The following is an 18895-nucleotide window of genomic DNA, read 5'->3' as shown; positions in this document are numbered from 1 at the left end:
TCACCTCCGCTGCCCTGCCGGTGCACTGAGCACTCCGAGCACCGCATCGGCGGCATCGCGCAGTGGTCCCCGGCGGCCCACCGAGACCCCACCACGCTCCAGGCGGTGCGCCAGTCCGGTTTGGGCGCGTACGGCGGCGAGCAGGGGGATGTCGAGCACCTCGGCGACCTCGGCGCCGCGTAACCCACCGGGCGCTGGTCCACGAACGATCAAGCCCTGGTTCGGGTTTCGCCGAGCAATGTGGGCGGACACCGCTTCGGCGGCGGCGCACGCGCGCAGCCGGGCCGGAACGACCAGTACGACCAGATCCGCCGAATCGAGCATCTGGTCGGCATGCGGCCCTCGCTCACCCGAAATGTCGCAAACTACGAAATCGCCTGCGGCACGGCCTGCTTCGAGCACCGCCCGGACACCGGCCGCGCCGAGTTCGCGCGGCAACCGCCCCGCACCACATCGAGCGCAGGACAGCACGGCAAGGCCCGGCGCGGCGGCAGGCAGCGCGCCGTGGAGAGCGGCCGCGGACACCCGCCCGTCCTCGACGACCAGATCGGGCCAGCGCAGTCCCGCTGTCTTCTCGATGCCGAGGAGCAGGTCGAGCCCTCCTCCGAAGGGTGCGCCGTCGACCAGCAAGGTCTCTCGCCGGAACCCCTCGGCGGCAGCTCGCAGCGCGACCGCGACGGCCAGGGTGGACGCCCCTGCCCCGCCGCCTGCCCCGGCAACGGCGACGACCACTCCGTCGCCCGAACGCTGCTCGCCGTACTCAGCAAACATCTCGATGAGCCCCACCGCGGAGCCCGGCAGAGCGATAACCCGCTCAGCGCCGACCGATGCCGCAGCCTGCCAATCGAGCAAACCTGGCTCACCGTCGGTTACCAGCGCAACCCCGGTCCGGCGCAGATACCCGACCCCGGCCGCGTCCCGCGCCGCTGCTGTGTCGATGATCACCAACGCCGCGCCGGACCAGGCATGCCTGCCGATGGGTCGCGGCGGCTCGTCGAGGCAACGTTCGGCGGCGGCCGCGATGCGCCGGACTTCGTCACGCAGACGGTCGTCGTGGATGAGCACAAGGGCGGGCGGGACGCCACCTGGCGCAGAGCGGTCGAGATTCATGCAGGTCAGCGTGGTCGAATCCGGCCGACGAAAGAAGGGGTGCCGTGCCGAATGTGGACAACTCACGGGCTGTGGACAACTCTTCGAGCCACGCGGCCAACGGGATCGTCCCGGAGATAGAGGACGGCCCCAGCCGGGGGGGGAGGAGGCTGGGGCCGTCGGGTTCAGCCCCGGGGGGTCGGGCTGAACGCGCCTGGACTATGTCCAGGTGCCAGCAATACTACACCCAATCCCTGGCCACAACGCAAGTCCGGCATCGGACAACTTTGTGGCCCCCGGACCCCCGGCGTCTGCGGGGCAAACCTTTCCGCGCGGCCGCCCACCTCGGCCCGCCCGCCGATGGGACGTCGCATCCCTAATGGGCTCCGCGGAATGCAGTCCGCCCTCAGACCGCGCCGGGCCGAGCGCAGGCCGAGCCAGCCGCATCACAGACACAGCCGGACGCAGTCCGCCCTCAGACCGCGCCGGGCCGAGCGCAGGCGAGGCAGCCGCATAACGGGCACCGCCGGACGCAGTCCGCCCTCAGACCGCGCCGGGCCGAGCGCAGGCCGAGGCAGCCGCATCACAGACACAGCCGGACGCAGTCCGCCCTCAGACCGCGCCGGGCCGAGCGCAGGCGAGGCAGCCGCCTATCCTGGTCGGGTGGACAACCCAGCCACCGCAGGCGGTCGCGTCGCCGCCTTCTTCGACCTCGACAAGACCGTGATCGCGAAATCGAGCACGTTCGTGTTCAGCAAGCCCTTCTACGCGCAGGGGCTTCTGAACCGCCGCGCCGTCCTGGAGAGCAGCTACGCCCACTTCCTGTTCTTGCTGTCCGGAGCCGACCACGACCAGATGGAGCGGATGCGCGCCCACCTGACCAGCATGTGCGCGGGCTGGGACGTCGAACAGGTGAAATCCATTGTGGGCGAGACATTGCACGATCTGGTCGATCCCCTGATCTACGCGGAGGCGGCCGATCTGATCGCCGACCACAAGATCCGCGGGCACGACGTGGTGATCGTGTCGGCCTCCGGCGAGGAGATCGTCGCCCCGATCGCCGAAGCGCTCGGCGCCTCGCACACCGCCGCCACCCGGATGGTGGTGGCGGATGGCAAGTACACCGGAGACGTCGAGTTCTACTGCTACGGCGATGGCAAGGTCGCCGCGATCGAAAAGCTTGCCGCCAGCGAGGGTTACGACCTGTCCCGCTGCTACGCCTACTCCGACTCGATCACCGATCTACCGCTGCTCGCCGCGGTAGGGCACCCGACCGCGGTCAATCCGGACCGCAACCTGCGTCGCGAGGCTTCCGCGCGGGGCTGGCCGATTCTGACCTTCTCCAACCCCGTCTCGCTGTGGGCGCGCTTCCAGGCGCCGTCGTCCACCACGCTCGCGGCGACGGCCGCGGTCGGTGTGAGTGCGCTACTGGCCGGCGCGATCAGCTACCGGATCCTGCGCCGTCGCCGCTGAGGTCCGGACGTCCGGGGTGTCGGCCAGGGCGGGGTCGCCGGGTGCTTGCCGGTGGGTTTGCCGCCTCGGCGCAAGGGGCGAAGGACCAGGCATTTTAACCATGAAACGCCGGGAAACACGCCGATTATCCAATGCCACCCGCACTCTTGATGTGAATGCAGTCACAGTGTAGAAAGGTAACTACGGAGGGACGGAAGGCCAAGGCAGGACCGGAAGAGAAGGAACTGTCTCCCAACCATCTTTCCCAGCACGGACACCAGGCACCCACGCGGAGCACGCCGCTACAAGGGCAGAAGCGTTGTGGGCCTGCGAAATCCGGGTATTCGACGGCGAGGGCCTCGCACAGGTTGCGGGGATGAACCGGCGATGTCCGGATGGTCGCCGAGGCCGCAGAACACAACCCAACCAGCACGCTTGGTAACCCGGTAGTCCGTGCTAGCGGGCGGTGAGGTCGACAGACAACGCCGCCCGCTTCGACGTGTAGGGGGCGCTGTTATCCCGCCGCCGAATCGGCGATAGATGTAGCCTCGCGCGCCCCGTCCTCGAAGGCCCCGCAGCAGAGAATCACCCAGCCGCCGACGGCCTCCGGATCTCCGGTCCCGAACCCGGCAGCCGCGTCCAGGTATGCCTGGCGCCTGCGCAACCAGAACACCTCCGGTACGCCGAGACTGTGCGGGTCCAGCCCACTGGACACGGCGACCAGGCGGGAGGCCGCCCGCGCGACCACGCCGTCGGCCGTCCCGAACGGTCGCAGCGCCAGTAGCTCACCGTGTACTACGGCCGCGATCACCGGTGCGGGCGCCCGGGAGCCGAGCACGATCTGCGCCAGCAGATCCAACCGCTGCGCCACCCCGTCCTCGCCGCGTGGCCTACCGAGCGACTCCTCCGCCGAGACCAGATCCGCGGCGGCGAGCAGATGCAGCCGCGCCAGCGCCTGCAGCGGCGCCCGCTGCCAGGTGGTTACCAGGTTCCGCAGCGCGTCACCGTCCAGCGCCTGCCCCACCCGCAGGGAACCGGCCAAGATCGGATCCGCCACGCGACCGTCGGCGGGGAGTTCCGTGCTGCCGCCGTCGATGGCGGCCGAAGATCGGGCCGCGCGCACCGCGGCCTCGGCCGCCGTGGTCGGCCATCCACGGCGGTTGGCCTTGTGCCGATGCACCTCGGCGAGCGCGTCGCGGGCGCGGTCGGCCGCGTCCCGGACACCCGGCAGATCGGCGAGGGGCTGTAGCGGATCGGTCACGGCATACGAGGCTACTGGCGTACGCCGGGACCGATCCGGCCGCCCGGCCTGCGCTAGTGGGCGCAGTCGGACGTAGTCCGTCCACAGCCCGCGCACGGCCCGAGCGAAGGCGGAGGTATCGCCTACCCGGCCAGCAGGGCGCGGCCGGGGATCGCGTCGAGCAGCTTGCGTGTGTATTCCTGGCGCGGGTTGTCGAACACCTCGTCGGTGGACGCCGCCTCGACCACCTTCCCGCGCTGCATGACCAGCACGTCGTCGGCGATCTGCCGGACCACGGCCAGATCGTGGGTGATGAACAGATACGTCAGCCCCAACTCGGCCTGCAGCTCATTGAGCAGCCGCAGTATCTGCGCCTGTACCAGCACGTCGAGTGCGGATACCGCCTCGTCGCACACCACCACTTCGGGCCGGAGCGCCAGCGCACGAGCGACGGCCACGCGCTGGCGCTGCCCGCCGGACAGCTCGTTCGGGTAGCGCCGCATCACGCTGGTGGGCAGCGCGACTTTGTCGAGCAGTTCCCGGACGGTTGCCTCCCGCTCCTCGGGAGTGCCGATCCGGTGGACGCGCAGCGGCTCTTCGATGGTGCGGTAGATCGTGTACATCGGGTCGAGCGAGCCGTACGGGTCCTGGAAAACCGGCTGCACCCGGCGCCGGAAAGCGAAGGCGCCCTTGCGCTTCAGTGTGGCGACCTCGTTGCCGTCGAAGGTGACCGATCCGGATGTCGGTGCGAGCAGACCGAGAACCATCTGCGCCACCGTCGTCTTGCCCGACCCGGATTCGCCGACGATCGCCGTGGTCGAACCGCGCCGTAGCCGGAACGACACGTCGTCGACCGCGACGAACTCGGTCGACTTCCACGGCGCGCGATCGCGAATACGAAACGTCTTGGTCAGGTGCTCGGCTATGACCACCTCGTCCGGAACCGCCGCGAGCTCTGCGGCCGCCGCCGCCTGCCCGGCCTGCGCGCGGATCTCGGCCCGCTGCCGCACCGACGACTGCCGCTGCGCGGCCAGCGAGGGCGCCGAGCTCACCAGCCGCTTGGTGTACAGGTGCTGGGGATCGCGCAGGATCCGCAAGGCGGGGCCGGATTCCACCACCCGACCGCGATACATCACCACCAAGTGTTCGGCGCGCTCCGCTGCCAGCCCGAGATCGTGCGTGATCAGCAGAACCGCCGTGCCGAGTTCGGTGGTGAGCCGATCGAGATGGTCGAGGATCTGCCGCTGTACGGTCACGTCCAGCGCCGAGGTCGGCTCGTCGGCGATGAGTAGTTTGGGGCGGCAGGCCAGACCGATCGCGATCAGCGCGCGCTGGCGCATGCCGCCGGAGAACTCGTGCGGATACTGGTTCACCCGGCGTTCCGCATCGGGCATACCCGCTTCCTCGAGCAGTTCCACCGCCCGCTTGCTCGCCGCCTTGTCCTTCGCAATGCCGTTGGCCTCCAGGGTCTCCCGGATCTGGAACCCGATCTTCCACACCGGATTCAGATTCGACATCGGATCCTGCGGCACAAGACCGATACCGCTGCCGCGGACGGCGACGATGTCACGCTTCGAGGCGCCGGTGAGGTCCTTGCCATCGAACATGATCGCGCCGGAGGTGATCCGCCCCGTTCCCGGCAGCAGATCGATGATGGCGTGCGCCGTGGTCGACTTGCCCGAGCCCGATTCGCCGACGATGGCCACGGTCTGGCCCGGATACACCGACAGGCTCACGTCCCGGACCGCGGGCACCTGCTTGCCCTCGGTGCTGAAACTCACGTTGAGACCGGTGATGTCGAGCAGCGGCTTCCCCTGGCTCATCGCTTCCTCGCCTTCGGATCGAGGGCGTCACGCACGGCGTCGCCCAGCATGATGAAGCTCAGCACGGTCAGTGCCAGGGCCGTCGCGGGATAGAACAGGATCGGCGAGGTGCGGATCTCCTTCTGTCCGGTGGCGATGTCCGCGCCCCAGGACACCACGGTGCGTGGCAATCCGACGCCGAGGTAGGACAGTGTCGCCTCGGTGACGATGAAAACCCCCAGCCACAACGTGGTGACCACGATCAGCGGTCCCGCCGCGTTCGGCAGCACGTGGCGTAGCAATGTCTGTAGCCGGGAAACGCCCAATGCCTGTGCCGCCGTGACGTAATCGCTGTTCTTCGCCTGGATCACCGCGCTGCGGGCGATCCGCGCCGCCTGCGGCCAGGTGAACGAGGCGAGGATGACGATCACGGTCCAGATCGTGCGGGCATCCAGCAGCTGCATGATCACGATGGCGGCCAGCATCAGGGGAATCGCGTAGAAGATCTCGGCGACCCGGGAGACGAACGAGTCCAGCGGACCCCCGTAGAAACCCGACAGCGCCCCGAGTGTGCCGCCGATCAGCACGAAGAGCAGGGTCGCGCCGATCCCGGCCAACACGGAAGCCCGTGCGCCGTAGATGGTTCGGGCGTAGATATCGCACCCCTGCTTGTCGAAGCCGAAAGGGTGTCCCGCGCTGCGCGGGTCCATGCTGAAGTCGCCGTTGCAGTAGCGGGGGTCCTGGCCGGTGAACCAACCCGGCCAGATCACCACGATCAGCACGAACACGATCAGCACCGCCGCGGCGATGAAGATCGGGTTGCGGCGCAGCTGCCGCCACGCGTCGCGCCAGATGCTGGTCGGCGCACCGGAATCCAGCACGACGTCGGTGGCGAGCACCTCCACCTCGTCGGGCGGCGCGACGAAATGCTCCTGGCCGCGGCGCACCCGGCCGCCGCCCTTGGTCAGGTCAGGCATAGCGAATCCTCGGGTCGAGTGCGGCGTAGAGCAGGTCGACGACCAGGTTGGTGATCAGGAAGATGACGATCAGCACCGTGACGAAGGAGACCACCGTGGGCGGCTCGCCCCGGGTGATCGCCTGGTAGAGCGTGCCGCCGACGCCGGGAATGTTGAATATCCCCTCGGTGACGATCGCGCCGCCCATCAGGGCGCCCAGGTCGGCGCCGAGGAAGGTGATCACCGGGATCATCGAGTTGCGCAGGATGTGCACGGTCACTACGCGCCGCCGCCCGAGCCCTTTGGCCGTCGCGGTGCGGACGTAGTCGGCGGACATGTTCTCCGCCACCGAGTTTCGCGTCAACCGCAAGACATAGGCGAAGGAGAGCGATCCGAGCACGAACGCCGGGACCAGCAGTTCACCGAGCGTCGCCTGCCCGGAGACGGTCACCGGCGCGATTCCCCATTTCACCCCGAGCAGGAACTGCGCGAGGAAGCCGACCACGAAGACCGGAACGGCGATGGCGATCAGGCTGACCACCAGCATCGTCGAATCGAACAGCCTGCCCTTGCGCAGCCCCGCGATCAGCCCGAATGCGATGCCGAAGACCGACTCGACGAGCACGGCCAGCAACGCCAGTTTGATCGTGATCGGGAACGCGCGCGCGAGTTCGTCCCGTACCGGCCTGCCGGAGAAGGCCGTTCCGAAGTCCAACGTGACGATGCCCTTCAGAAACAGCAGATACTGCACGAGGAACGGCTCGTCGAGGTGGTAGCGCGCCCGCAGCTGCGCCTCCACCGCGGGCGTCATCGGCTTGTCGCCGGCCAGCGCGTGGATCGGGTCGCCGGGAACGAGGAACACCAAGGCATAGATGAGCAGCGTCGCCCCGAGGAAGACGGGGATCATTTGAAGCAGACGCCGCAGGACATACCAGGCCATTTCGCCTCCTGGGTCGGCGCTGCCCCGCGCCGGAGCCGACGCGGGGCGGCAGGAGCGGCTACTTCTCGATGTTCTCGAAGGCGAACAGGCCGTTCCAGGCGAGTTCGGCCTTCCGCACCCGGTCCGAGCGACCCGCGGCGGCGACGTAGTCGAGCACCGGGATGTCGGCCATGTCCTTGATCAGCAGGGCCTGGGCCTGCGCGATGATCTTGTAGGACTCGTCCTGGGTCGGCGCGGCCTGCGCGGCGTCGAGCAGGCGGTCGAATTCGGGGTTGTTGTAGTCGACATTGTTGGTCTCGGAGTAGCTGTAGTACTGCGAGGTGAGGAACTGCAGCATGGTCGGGTAGTCGCCCTGCCAGCCGTAGCGGAACGCCTTGTCGATCGTGTGCCCGGTGATCTCGTCGCGGACGTTCTTGAACGTCGGGTACGGCGTGCCGACCGCGTCGATGCCGAGGGTGTTCTTCACGCTGTTCGCTACAGCCTCGATCCAGGCCTGGTGGCCGCCGTCGGAGTTGTAGGCGATCTGGTAGCGCCCCGACCACGGCGCGATCGCGTCGGCCTGCGCCCACAGTTTCTTGGCCTCGTCGGGGTTGTACTTCAGCACCTCCGAGCCGGGCAGGTTCGGGTCGAACCCGGGCAGCGTGCTCGCGGTGAAGTCGCGCGCCGGAATCCGGGTGCCCTGGAAGATGTTCTGGGATATCTGTTCTCGGTTGATCGCCATCGAAATCGCTCTGCGCCGCAGCAGCCCTTCCTGGCCCGAGAAGTGCGGCACGTTGGACTGGATGCCGATGTGCTGGTTCTGCGCGACCGGCTTGGAGATCGCGCGGTCGCCGAGTTCCTGGTGGTAGGAGGTGAGCGCGCTGTCGGGCACGGTGTCGAGCGCGTCGAGGTTGCCCGCTTGCAGGTCGGCGTACGCGGTGTCGTAGGACTGGTACATCACGAACCGCAGACCCTTGTTCTTGGCCGGGCGGCCACCGGGGTAGTCCGGATTGGGCACCAGATCGATCTTGACGTTGTGCTCCCAAGCCCCGGTGCGGGCGAACTTGTAGGGGCCGTTGCCGATCGGGTTCTCCCCGTACGCCTTCATGTCCTTGAATGCGGCCTCCGGCAGCGGGTAGAACGGCGCGTATCCGAGCCCGGTCTCGAAGTCGATCGAGGGCGCCTTCAGCTCGATGGTGAAGGTGCGGTCATCGACCACCTTCAGGCCCGACATCGTCTGTGCCGCCGGCTTTTCCGCGGACACCTCGTCGAAACCGAGGATCGGGCTGAACACATAGCTCTGCAGCTGGCCATTGCTGCCGAGCGCGCCGTAGTTCCACGCGTCGACGAACGACTTGGCCGTCACCGGGGTGCCGTCGCTGAACTTCCAGTTCGGTTCGAGGGTGACCCGGTAGTTCTTGCGATCCGTGGTCTGGATCGACTCCGCCATTTCGTCGTGCGCCTTGCCGTTGGCGTCGTAGTACTTCAGGCCCGCGAACAAGCGGTCGACCACGCGCCCGCCCATGTTCTCGTTGGTATTGGTGGGTACCAACGGATTCTGCGGCTCGCCACCGTTGACGGTGACGATGTCGGCATCGGCGCCGCCGCCGGAGGAACAGGCGGCCAGTCCGAGGCTCGTGGCCAGTAATACCGCCGCTGTCATCGCCATTGCTCTGTGGAATTTCAACGCGTTCTCCCGATGCGAGAAGGGGGGAGCCGGACGACACCCGCGTGAGGTCCACCAGCGCATGCCGACACGATCCGCCTGTGTGGTTGGCAGAGTAACCAGCGGCGCGGGCACTGTCACCGGATTGATCCGAGTTCGTTGCACTTGTTACCGATCCGGCAACATTGCCGAAACACCCGAAGTTTGGTGCGCAAATGCCCGGTTGGCCGGAACATTGCCGCCGTCGCGGTCAGCCGAGGTCGCCGCATCGGGGGCGGCCGTCCGGCGGACGCGCGACGGCATGACGGCGGCGAAACCCGATCGGCACACCGCACGCGGCGTAAGTCACCGTTGATTACTGTCGAACTCGGCTGCGTCGAATCGTGCACTCAGGCTACGTGGAAAGAAGAGACGAAATGACTGAAACCACCGCCGACCACAGGGACTCGTACCCGCCGACCCAGGAGTTCGCCGCCGCCGCGAACGCCGACGCCACGCTGTACGAGCGGGCCGCGGCCGATCGCGATGCATTCTGGGCGGAGCAGGCCGGCAGGCTGCATTGGCATCGACCGTTCGAGCAGGTGCTGGACTGGAGTGACGCTCCGGTGGCCAAGTGGTTCGTCGGCGGCAAGCTCAACGTCGCCTACAACTGCGTGGACCGCCACGTGCTGGCCGGACACGGCGACCAGGTCGCCATCCACTGGGAGGGCGAACCCGGCGACACCCGCGCCATCACCTACGGTGAACTGCTCGACGAGGTGTGCCGGGCGGCGAACTACCTGACCGAACTCGGACTCGCCGCCGGTGACCGGGTGGCGATCTACATGCCGATGATCCCCGAGGCGATCGTGGCCATGCTCGCCTGCGCTCGCCTCGGCCTGACTCACTCGGTCGTGTTCGCCGGATTCTCCCCCACCGCGCTTCGCCAACGCGTCGACGACGCGAACGCCCGGCTGATCATCACTACCGACGGGCAATGGCGCCGCGGAACCGCCGCCCCACTCAAAGCCGCCGTCGACAATGCGCTGGGCGACACCCCCTCCAGCGTCGAGCACGTCCTGGTGGTCCGCCGCACCGGTATCGAAGTCCCCTGGACCGAAGGCCGCGACCTGTGGTGGCACGACACGGTCACCACCGCCGCCCCCACCCACGAACCCGAATCCTTCGACGCCGAACACCCCCTGTTCATCCTCTACACCTCCGGAACCACCGGAAAACCCAAAGGCATCCTGCACACCACCGGCGGCTACCTCACCCAAACCGCCTACACCCACCACTACGTCTTCGACCACAAACCCGGCCAGGACGTCTACTGGTGCACCGCCGACATCGGCTGGGTCACCGGCCACAGCTACATCGTCTACGGCCCCCTGGCCAACCGGGCCACACAGGTGCTCTACGAGGGCACCCCAAACTTCCCGGACGAGCACCGGCACTGGCAGATCATCGAAAAATACGGCGTCACCATCTACTACACCGCCCCCACCCTGGTGCGCACCTTCATGAAATGGGGCCGCGATATCCCCGACGCGCACGACCTGTCCAGTCTGCGGCTGCTGGGCTCGGTCGGCGAACCGATCAACCCCGAAGCCTGGCGCTGGTACCGCGAGGTCATCGGCGCGAAGAAGACACCGATCGTGGACACCTGGTGGCAGACCGAGACCGGCGCCATCATGATCTCCCCCCTGCCCGGCGTCACCGCCACCAAACCCGGCGCCGCCATGATCCCGCTGCCCGGCATCTCGGCGACGGTTGTGGACGAGGAAGGCAACCCGGTGCGGCTCGGCGAGACCGAAGCCAACGGCTACCTGGTGCTCGACCAACCCTGGCCATCGATGCTGCGCGGCATCTGGGGCGATATGGAACGCTACAAGTCCACCTACTGGGAACGCTTCGCCGAGCAGGGCTTCTACTTCGCCGGCGACGGCGCCAAACTCGACACCGACGGCGACCTGTGGGTGCTCGGCCGCGTCGATGACGTCATGAACGTCTCCGGCCACCGCATCTCCACCGCCGAAGTCGAATCCGCCCTCGTCGGACACGCCGGCATCGCGGAGGCCGCGGTCGTCGGCGCCACCGACGCCACCACCGGCCAAGGCATCGTCGCCTTCGTCATCCTCACCGCCGGCGCCGAGGACACCGGGCAGGACCTGGTGGACGAACTGAAGGCCGAGGTGTCACGCGAGATCAGCCCGATCGCCCGGCCGCGGGAGATCCACGTGGTGCCCGAACTGCCCAAAACCCGCAGCGGCAAAATCATGCGCCGCCTGCTGCGCGACGTCGCCGAAGGACGCGAACTCGGCGACACCTCCACCCTCCTCGACCCGGGCGTCTTCGAGGCGATCCGGGCGGGCAAGGACTGACCCGGACAGCGTGCGTGCGGCCGGTGGCGGACTTCGCCACCGGCCGCACCCGTTAGAATTGCGTAAGGAGTGCCGGGAAGTCTGGTCGGCAAGCGGACGCGCATCGAACGCCGACGTCGGTGGTCACCGCGTCCACTCGGCCCGACCACTGCCCGAAAGGTTTCCCGTGATCACGCAGGTGCGCTCGGAACTATCCCGTTATCTCCGCACCGAAACCGTCGGTGGCGCATTGCTTCTGATCGCAGCGGCGACCGCGTTGCTGTGGGTGAACTCGCCGTGGGGTGCGAGCTACTGGACGATGACCGAGACAGTCGTCGCGATCCCGCCGCTGCATCTGGAACTGACTCTCGCCGACTGGACCAAAGACGGCCTGCTCGCGGTGTTCTTCTTCGTCGCCGGGCTGGAGCTCAAACGTGAACTGATGGTCGGCGAACTCGCCGACCGCAAGCGCGCCACGTTACCGGTGATCGCGGCGATCGGCGGTGTGCTGGCCCCCGCGCTGATCGCAGCGGCGGTCGGGTTCGGCGTCCCCGGCATGGACCGGGGCTGGGCCATTCCGGTCGCCACCGATATCGCGTTCGCACTGGCGGTGCTCGCGTTGACCGGCTCGCGCATCCCGGCGGGCGCACGCGTTTTCCTGCTCAGCCTCGCGGTGGTCGACGACGTGATAGCGATCATCCTGATCGCGGTGCTGTTCACCACGACAGTGGCGCTGCTGTGGCTGCTGGCCGCGGCCGGATGCTTCGCCGTCTGGGTGCTGGCACAGCGCAAACGGATCAGCACGCCGTTGTGCTATCTCCCGCTGGCGCTGATGTCCTGGTACGCACTGCACGAGGCGGGCATCCACCCCACCATCGCTGGTGTCGTGCTCGGCCTGCTCACCAGGGTGCGTCTCGATCCCGGCGAGCGGGAGGCGCCCTCCACGCGACTGGAGCACTTGTTCCAGCCGGTCTCCGCCGGCGTGTGCGTTCCGTTGTTCGCGCTCTTCGCCTCCGGAGTCACGTTGAACACCAACGTTTTCGGTGAGCTGGTCAGCGACAGGCTCGCCCTCGCCGTGGTTCTCGGCCTGCTGGTGGGCAAACCGCTCGGAATCTTCGGGATGAGCTGGGTGGCAATCCGGCTCGGCATCGCGACGCGCCCGCGCGAACTCGGCTGGCGGGATATGTTCGCCCTGTCGGTGCTCGGCGGAATCGGCTTCACCGTTAGCCTTCTCGTGGCGGAACTCGCGCTCTCCGATGTCGCGGACGGGTCATCTGTCGAATTGGCGAAAACCGCTGTGTTGGTGACATCAATGACGGCGTCGCTCGCCGGTTCGGCGCTACTGTTGCGGCGCGGGCGTGTCCACCAGGCGCGGCGGGACGCCCGTGCGCTACAACGTGAAGAGTAAGGCGGCGCGAGCGACGTGCCCGGAGGCGGCAGCCTGCGTGGCCACGAAGGGCACCGGGAGCGCCGTAGATGGAACACAGCGGCGCGAGCAACGTGCCCGGAGGCGGGTAGCCTGCGTGACCAGTGGAGGGCACCGGAGGCGCCGCGGATCGAACGGGGCGCAAGCAGTGCCCGGACAGGGAGAAGGGTCGACCAAGTGAGTTTCAACCACGGCGGTAACGGGAACGACGCGCAGCGCGGTCGTACGGTGACCTCCATCCCCCTCACAGACGCCGATCCACTCGGCTCCGCCAGCTTCGGAACTTTGGTTCGCGACGCCGCCGAGCAGATGTCGACCCTGGTCCGCGCCGAGGTGGCACTGGCCAAGGCCGAGGTCACCGGTGAGATCAAGAAGGGCCTGCAGGGCAGCGTCTACTTCATCCTCGCGCTGACCGTGCTGCTGTTCAGCACGTTCTTCTTTTTCTTCTTCCTCGGCGAGCTGCTCGACGTGTGGCTGGCGCGCTGGGCGGCCTTCCTGATCGTCTTCGGACTCATGATCGTGGCGACCGCGGTGCTCGCGTTCCTCGGCTATCGGCGGATGAAGAAGCTGCGCGCGCCGGAGAAGACGATCGACTCGCTGAAGCAGGCGCGCACGGTGCTGCCGCATGCGCTGGGCGGGCAGGAGGACCACCTCGCGCTGGAGAAGCGGACTTCCTAGGCGCGTTCGCGAGCCGGTGGGTCGGCTACTAGGCTCGATCGGCGTGTCGGCGAACTTGCTTCCGGATCCGTCCAGCGTCCGTTACGACGGACCGTGGACACATCGGGACGTTCATGCCAACGGCATTCGATTCCACGTCGTCGATGCGGCGCCCGAGCGGTCCGATGCCCCGCTGGTCGTGCTGCTGCACGGGTTCGCGGACTTCTGGTGGTCCTGGCGGCATCAATTGACCGGCCTGGCCGAGTTCGGCTATCGCGCCGTGGCCGTCGATCTACGCGGCTACGGCGACAGCGACAAGCCGCCGCGCGGCTACGACGGCTGGACACTGGCCGGTGACATCGCCGGGCTCATCCGCGCCCTCGGCTACACCGAGGCCATGCTGGTCGGGCACGCCGACGGCGGACTGGTCTGCTGGACCACCGCGGTGCTGCACCCGCGGCTGGTTCGTTCGATCGCGCTGGTCGGCTCACCGCATCCGGCGGCGCTGAAGAGCGCCGTGCTGCGCAACCGCCGCCAGCGCGCGACCTGGCTACCCAACTTCCTGCGCTACCAGCTGCCCCGCTACGGCGAGCATCTGCTGACCACCGCCGATGGCTTCGAGGTGGAACGGCTGCTGCGGCAACGGGTGAGCCCAGGATGGGCGGGCACCGCCGAATTCGTCGACACCGCGCGGCGGATGCGCTCGGCTATTCAGATCCCCGGCGCCGCCCACTGCGCGTTGGAATACCAGCGCTGGGCCTTCCGCAGCCAGTGGCGTCCGGACGGTCGCCGGTTCATGGCGACCATGCGCGAACCGATCCACATGCCGGTACTCACCCTGCGCGGCGACCTCGACCCCTACGTGCTGCCGGGAACCTTCCGTCGCGGCCAGCACCTCTCGCCGAAACGGCGTCTGGTCGGCATCCCCGCGGCCGGGCACTTCGCCCATCAGGAGAACCCGGATGTCGTCACGACGGAGCTGGCCAAGCTCCTCGCCTGAGCACCTCACAAACGCCTACCCGGGTGCAGCAAGACGAAGTCTCCGTCCGCACCCGCGTCGGTGCGGAGCAAGGCCGGGCAGCCCGCAGGACGAGCGCTGCCGCGCGACGTCCGCCCGCACCAGCGGCCCGCAAGCAAATCGCACAAACGCTGTCCGGCGAAGTTCGCCTTACCCCGCGCGAGGCTCCAGCAAGACGAGGTAGGGCATGACACCTCCGGATGAAGCTCCCGCCCACAGACGCGCCCGGCCGAGCCGCAGCATGAGCGCCGCCAGACGAAGTCCGTCCGCGCGCCCGCACCGGGCAAAGGCCGAGGCGGCGGCCCCATAGGCGCCGCCAGACGAAGTCCGTCCGCAGCGTCGGGCCAGGCCGGGGATGACGAGGCAGTCGCCTACCCGGCCACGCACCCTGCGTGGCCGGGACCCGACTCAACTGAGAACGCAGGCTCCGGTGTCGACCGCGATGTCGGCTCCGGCGGCCGCCGCGAGCTGAGCGCGGACCTCCGCGAGCGTGAGCACGTAGCCGGTGTCGTCGTCGGTGACGGCGGCGCCGAACACCACGCCGAGCACCTGTCCTTCCGTGTCCACCAGCGGCCCACCGGAATTGCCCGCCCTGACCTGCCCGCGGACGGTGTAGACCTCACGTTCGACGGTGCCGTTGCGGTAGATCGTCGGGCCGGTCAGGTCCAGCGTCTCCCGGACCCGAGCCGCGCTGGCGGTGTACGGGCCGCCGCCCGGGTAGCCGAGCACGATGGCGCTGTCGCCCGAGCGGGCGGGCGCGGGCGCGCGCGGAACCACCGGAGCTGTCAGCCCGGGCACCGCGAGTACCGCGATGTCCTTGGACGGGTCGAACAGCACCACGTTCGCGTCCAACGGACCGCGCGGGGTGTCCACCGAGACGCTCCTGGTGCCCGCGACGACGTGGGCGTTGGTCATCACGCGCTCCGGCGCGATCACGAAGCCCGAGCCCTCCAGCGCCCGCTGGCAGCTCGGCGCCACGCCACGAATGCGCAGCACACTCTGCTGCAGCGAGGCGGCGACCGGGCTGGCGAGCACGCTCGGATCGGGCGGCTCGACCGCCGCGATCGGCGCCCGCCCGAACGGACCGATCACATCCGGCAGGCCCGAGGTGTTGAGCAGCTTGGAGAACTCGTTGGGCAGCCTGCGCAGCCAGTTCGGCGCCACGTCATTGACGTCGGCGAGCACCCGCGAGCCGTTGATCGCGGTCGCAATGGCCGGCTGCGACGAGGTGGCCAGCGGCAGCGCGAGCAGCCACGCCGTGACCAGCACGGCGACCGCCTGCAACACCGCGCCGACCACGCTGTCCACGCTGCGGGTGAACGGATGGCGCATCCCGCTGCGCGCGGCGCGCCCGAGCACCATGCCCGCGACCTCGCCGACGATCACCAGAACCACGATCAGCAGCACGCCGGTGAGCACTCTGGTCCGGCCCTCGTCGACGTGCATCAGGATGTGCGGCGCGATCAAGATGCCCGCGACGGCGCCGAGCACCACGCCGAGAAAGGCCAGCGCGGAGGCCACCGCGCCCTGTCGCCACCCGGAGGACGCGGCGAGCAACGCGAGCAGCACGACGGCGATGTCGAGCCAGGCCGACGAACTCATAAGGTCATCCCCACGGCGGCGAGTGCGGTCTCCAGATCACGAACGTCCTCGTGGTTCCACTCGCGATCCCAGCCGGAGGCTTTGCTGATCCCGGCGAGGATGCCGCCGGTCAAGCCCCAGACCAGCATGCCGTCCACCTGGAACGCCGGGCTCTGGTAGCCGAGGCTGCTGCGGACCACGAAGCGGTTCGCCGGATCGAGCAGCTGGGCGAGTGGAACGCGCACGACCCGCTCGGTCTCGCTCTCGTTCACCACACGGACCTCGCCCGGCGTGCGCCAATACGCGATGACCGGCGTGACGTCGAACCGGGACGGCGGCACGAAGAGTGTCGGCAGCATGGCGAACGGTTCCACGCCCGAGCGTTCGAGACCGGTTTCCTCGCACGCCTCCCGCAGTGCCGTGTCGACCGGCCCGGAATCACCGGGGTCCACCTCGCCGCCTGGAAACGCGACCTGACCGCGGTGCTGCCGCATGGTGGAGGCGCGCTGGGTGAGCAGCACTTCCGCGTCGGCGGGCAGCCCGCCGGGCGCGTCCGGGTCCGCCTCCGGGGAGCCGCCGAACAGGACGAGCACCGCGGCCTGGCGTGGCGTCGAGGTCAACGTCAAGGCCCGACGCAGGGCGCGCGCCTTCGTCAACGTGTCGGCGGTGTCGGCCACCGGTTCGGCCGATCTGGTCAGCCATTTCGGAATGTCTTGCGATACCTCGAAGGTCATCTCACCCCTCCCCGCACCCGCCGAACCGACCGAAGCGATCGCCAGGCCTCGTCATGCGGCCACCCCGAGCTCGGCCGCGACGGTGTCGGCGATGTCATCGACCCCCGCGAAGGCCCGCACGACCACGTCGGCGACCGAGCCGTCGGCCCGCACCAGCACCGAGACCGGTAACACCGCCGGGGCGCCGACGGCCGCGCGCACCCGCGCGTCCGCGTCGAGCACGCCGGGCAACTTCACGTTCAGTCCGGTCAGCCTGGCCAGTGCCTTGGCTTCATCAGGGTCGCTGTGCACGGTCAGCACGGTAATCGCGTTCCCAGCTCGTTGTGCGTATTGCTGCAAATACGGCAACTCCTGGGCGCATGGTGCGCACCAGTAGGCCCACAGGTTCAGCAGGGCGGGCTTGCCCGCCAGCGCGGCGGTCAAGTCGACCTGCCTGCCGTCTGCCAGGCAGGTCAACGCTATCCCGGCCAGCGGACCGTTCCCCGTGGTGGCGGTAGCCGGGCAGTCGGCCGGACCGGCCGCGGCGCGCAGTTCGCTGGAGACACCGGAAGTAACCGGCGGTGGCGTGGGCGTCTCGGCATGGTCACCGCGCGGCCACACTGCGACGGCCAGCGCTACCACCGCGATCAGACCGGCAAGTGCCCAACGCCACGCATGCCCCGCAACTTCTCCGCCCGAGGGCTCTGAACTCACCGGCCCACCAGCTCGAGCAGATGCTCCCGCTCGGGCCCCTTCACCAGCTTGGCCGCGGCCTCCGGATCGGCCGGCCCGGCCCCGAAGGATGGACAGTCTTTGGCCAGGATGCACGCCCCGCACGCCGGCTTGCGGGCATGGCAGACGCGGCGGCCGTGGAAGATCACCCGGTGCGAGAGCATCGTCCATTCCTTGCGCTCGATCAGCGCGCCGACGATGTGTTCGACCTTCACCGGATCTTCCTCGTCGGTCCATGCCCAGCGGCGGACCAGACGGCCGAAGTGGGTGTCGACGGTGATGCCGGGGACGCCGAACGCGTTACCGAGGATCACGTTGGCGGTCTTGCGCCCGATGCCGGGCAACCGGACGAGCTCGGTCAGCGTGTGAGGCAATTCACCGTCGTAATGCTCCAGCAACGCCTGCCCGAGGCCGATCAGCGCGGCGGCCTTGTTCCGGAAGAACCCGGTCGGCCGGAGGTATTCCTCCAGCTCCGCGCGGTTCGCCTCGGCATAAGCGCGGGCATCCGGGTAGCGAGCGAACACAGCGGGCGTGGTGAGATTCACGCGCTCGTCGGTGCACTGTGCCGAAAGTATTGTCGCGACCGCCAATTCGAGCGGCGTGGTGAAATCGAGCTCGCAGTGCGCATCGGGGAACGCGACGGCCAGTTCCCGGTTCATCCGGCGCGCCCTTCGGACCAGCCCGAGCCGGGTTTCCGCCTGTCGCGCCCTGGTTTTCCGTTTCGGAGCCGCGGCGGCGGCCGACTGCGTTTCGGAGGGCTCGGAGGCGGGCGAAAGCCCGTCCCCGGCGGCGGTGGAGGGGGAGACGCGCACGCGTCCACCATACGGAACCGCCGACCAACGTTGCCCTTCCAGTTCAGTTGCCGTGTTCCATCTGAGACCTGGACGGTGTTTACTGCTCGTCATGCAAGGACTCGCTGTGGTGCTCTTCCCAGTGGTGTTGATGCTGTTCGCACTGGGTATGGAGCGGGTCGAGAATCGGCTCCGCAAGCTTCTCGAACCCGACGAAGAGGTTCAGCAGTACCTGGACAAAGCAAGCAACGCCGAAGTGAAGGAGCTGACGAAGCTCGGTCTCCCGGCCGCCGTGGCCCGGATGCGCAAGCGCCGCTCCCGCGGCGAGGAGCTGGACGTGGCCCGCGCAAGTTGACGCCGGAGGCGGTCGATATCCGGGTAGCCACGAAGGGGGCCGCGGGCGTCGCTGATCACACTGGTACGGTTCTCCGCTGCACCACGCAATCCACTCGTTACGTGGTGTCCGTCACTACGCTGCCACCACGCCGCGTAGACTGCGCTGTTGGCCGAG

16 protein-coding genes are annotated in these 18895 nt (G+C 68.4%); 6 read left to right on the top strand and 10 right to left on the bottom strand.

Features of this window, described 5'->3' with window-relative positions:
- Complete coding sequence (gene ssd / locus OHA40_RS17700) at positions 1-1110, bottom strand: septum site-determining protein Ssd (protein ID WP_330228045.1); 1110 nt, start codon at positions 1108-1110, stop codon at positions 1-3.
- Between the two features lie 642 nt (positions 1111-1752).
- On the opposite strand from ssd, the gene OHA40_RS17695 reads away from it, so the two are divergent.
- Positions 1753-2562 carry an HAD-IB family hydrolase gene (locus OHA40_RS17695; protein WP_330228044.1) on the top strand — a complete coding sequence of 270 codons (810 nt, stop codon included), beginning with the start codon at positions 1753-1755 and terminating at the stop codon, positions 2560-2562.
- A gap of 493 nt (positions 2563-3055) precedes the next feature.
- Here the strand turns inward: OHA40_RS17695 and OHA40_RS17690 are convergent, their stop codons facing one another.
- From OHA40_RS17690 to OHA40_RS17670, 5 genes are all read right to left on the bottom strand, one after another.
- Complete coding sequence (locus OHA40_RS17690; RefSeq protein ID WP_330228043.1) at positions 3056-3802, bottom strand: oxidoreductase; 747 nt, start codon at positions 3800-3802, stop codon at positions 3056-3058.
- Positions 3803-3924: 122 nt separating this feature from the next.
- Entirely contained in the window at positions 3925-5604 is a 1680-nt protein-coding gene (locus OHA40_RS17685; RefSeq protein WP_330228042.1) for an ABC transporter ATP-binding protein, read from the bottom strand.
- On the bottom strand, positions 5601-6560 hold the full coding sequence (locus OHA40_RS17680) for an ABC transporter permease (RefSeq protein WP_330228041.1): 960 nt from the start codon (positions 6558-6560) through the stop codon (positions 5601-5603). Before OHA40_RS17680 ends, OHA40_RS17685 begins: the two co-directional genes overlap by 4 nt.
- Positions 6553-7479: an ABC transporter permease gene (locus OHA40_RS17675; protein ID WP_330228040.1), complete on the bottom strand. Its 927-nt coding sequence runs from the start codon at positions 7477-7479 to the stop codon at positions 6553-6555. The genes OHA40_RS17680 and OHA40_RS17675 overlap by 8 nt, the downstream gene beginning before the upstream one ends.
- 58 nt (positions 7480-7537) lie before the next feature.
- Complete coding sequence (locus OHA40_RS17670; protein WP_442943742.1) at positions 7538-9127, bottom strand: peptide ABC transporter substrate-binding protein; 1590 nt, start codon at positions 9125-9127, stop codon at positions 7538-7540.
- Between the two features lie 413 nt (positions 9128-9540).
- On the opposite strand from OHA40_RS17670, the gene acs reads away from it, so the two are divergent.
- The 4 genes from acs to OHA40_RS17650 all read left to right on the top strand — a co-directional run bounded on the left by acs (position 9541) and on the right by OHA40_RS17650 (position 14549).
- On the top strand, positions 9541-11487 hold the full coding sequence (gene acs, locus OHA40_RS17665; RefSeq protein ID WP_330228038.1) for an acetate--CoA ligase: 1947 nt from the start codon (positions 9541-9543) through the stop codon (positions 11485-11487).
- Between the two features lie 169 nt (positions 11488-11656).
- Positions 11657-12874 (top strand): Na+/H+ antiporter NhaA, encoded by a 1218-nt coding sequence (gene nhaA / locus OHA40_RS17660; RefSeq protein WP_330234236.1) that lies wholly within the window; start codon positions 11657-11659, stop codon positions 12872-12874.
- Positions 12875-13069: 195 nt separating this feature from the next.
- Entirely contained in the window at positions 13070-13570 is a 501-nt protein-coding gene (locus tag OHA40_RS17655) for a phage holin family protein (RefSeq protein ID WP_330228037.1), read from the top strand.
- Between the two features lie 43 nt (positions 13571-13613).
- On the top strand, positions 13614-14549 hold the full coding sequence (locus OHA40_RS17650; protein WP_330228036.1) for an alpha/beta fold hydrolase: 936 nt from the start codon (positions 13614-13616) through the stop codon (positions 14547-14549).
- 426 nt (positions 14550-14975) lie between these two features.
- On the opposite strand, the gene OHA40_RS17645 is transcribed toward OHA40_RS17650, so the two are convergent.
- Genes OHA40_RS17645 through nth form a run of 4 tightly spaced genes read right to left on the bottom strand, consistent with a single transcriptional unit; the run spans position 14976 to position 18273 of the window.
- A complete protein-coding gene (locus OHA40_RS17645) occupies positions 14976-16169 on the bottom strand; it encodes a MarP family serine protease (protein WP_330228035.1) in 1194 nt (397 codons plus the stop codon).
- Positions 16166-16882 carry an NUDIX hydrolase gene (locus OHA40_RS17640; RefSeq protein WP_330228034.1) on the bottom strand — a complete coding sequence of 239 codons (717 nt, stop codon included), beginning with the start codon at positions 16880-16882 and terminating at the stop codon, positions 16166-16168. Before OHA40_RS17640 ends, OHA40_RS17645 begins: the two co-directional genes overlap by 4 nt.
- Before the next feature lie 51 nt (positions 16883-16933).
- Positions 16934-17575: a TlpA family protein disulfide reductase gene (locus tag OHA40_RS17635; RefSeq protein ID WP_330228033.1), complete on the bottom strand. Its 642-nt coding sequence runs from the start codon at positions 17573-17575 to the stop codon at positions 16934-16936.
- Positions 17572-18273 (bottom strand): endonuclease III, encoded by a 702-nt coding sequence (gene nth, locus OHA40_RS17630; RefSeq protein WP_330234235.1) that lies wholly within the window; start codon positions 18271-18273, stop codon positions 17572-17574. Before nth ends, OHA40_RS17635 begins: the two co-directional genes overlap by 4 nt.
- Before the next feature lie 223 nt (positions 18274-18496).
- On the opposite strand from nth, the gene OHA40_RS17625 reads away from it, so the two are divergent.
- Positions 18497-18739, top strand: coding sequence for a hypothetical protein (locus OHA40_RS17625; RefSeq protein ID WP_062980679.1), 243 nt, complete (start codon positions 18497-18499; stop codon positions 18737-18739).
- Positions 18740-18895: the final 156 nt, after the last annotated feature.

Source organism: Nocardia sp. NBC_00508 (genome assembly GCF_036346875.1).
Taxonomy (GTDB): domain Bacteria; phylum Actinomycetota; class Actinomycetes; order Mycobacteriales; family Mycobacteriaceae; genus Nocardia.
Note: the sequence above shows the minus strand (reverse complement) of the source record. Positions and strands in the feature narration are given on the sequence as shown.

Coding starts and splice junctions, on each gene's coding strand:
- ssd (WP_330228045.1), bottom strand. CDS start 1,110: ATGAATCTCGACCGCTCTGCGCCAGGTGGCGTCCCGCCCGCCCTTGTG.
- OHA40_RS17685 (WP_330228042.1), bottom strand. CDS start 5,604: ATGAGCCAGGGGAAGCCGCTGCTCGACATCACCGGTCTCAACGTGAGT.
- OHA40_RS17680 (WP_330228041.1), bottom strand. CDS start 6,560: ATGCCTGACCTGACCAAGGGCGGCGGCCGGGTGCGCCGCGGCCAGGAG.
- OHA40_RS17675 (WP_330228040.1), bottom strand. CDS start 7,479: ATGGCCTGGTATGTCCTGCGGCGTCTGCTTCAAATGATCCCCGTCTTC.
- OHA40_RS17670 (WP_442943742.1), bottom strand. CDS start 9,127: ATGGCGATGACAGCGGCGGTATTACTGGCCACGAGCCTCGGACTGGCC.
- acs (WP_330228038.1), top strand. CDS start 9,541: ATGACTGAAACCACCGCCGACCACAGGGACTCGTACCCGCCGACCCAG.
- OHA40_RS17645 (WP_330228035.1), bottom strand. CDS start 16,169: ATGAGTTCGTCGGCCTGGCTCGACATCGCCGTCGTGCTGCTCGCGTTG.
- OHA40_RS17640 (WP_330228034.1), bottom strand. CDS start 16,882: ATGACCTTCGAGGTATCGCAAGACATTCCGAAATGGCTGACCAGATCG.
- OHA40_RS17625 (WP_062980679.1), top strand. CDS start 18,497: ATGCAAGGACTCGCTGTGGTGCTCTTCCCAGTGGTGTTGATGCTGTTC.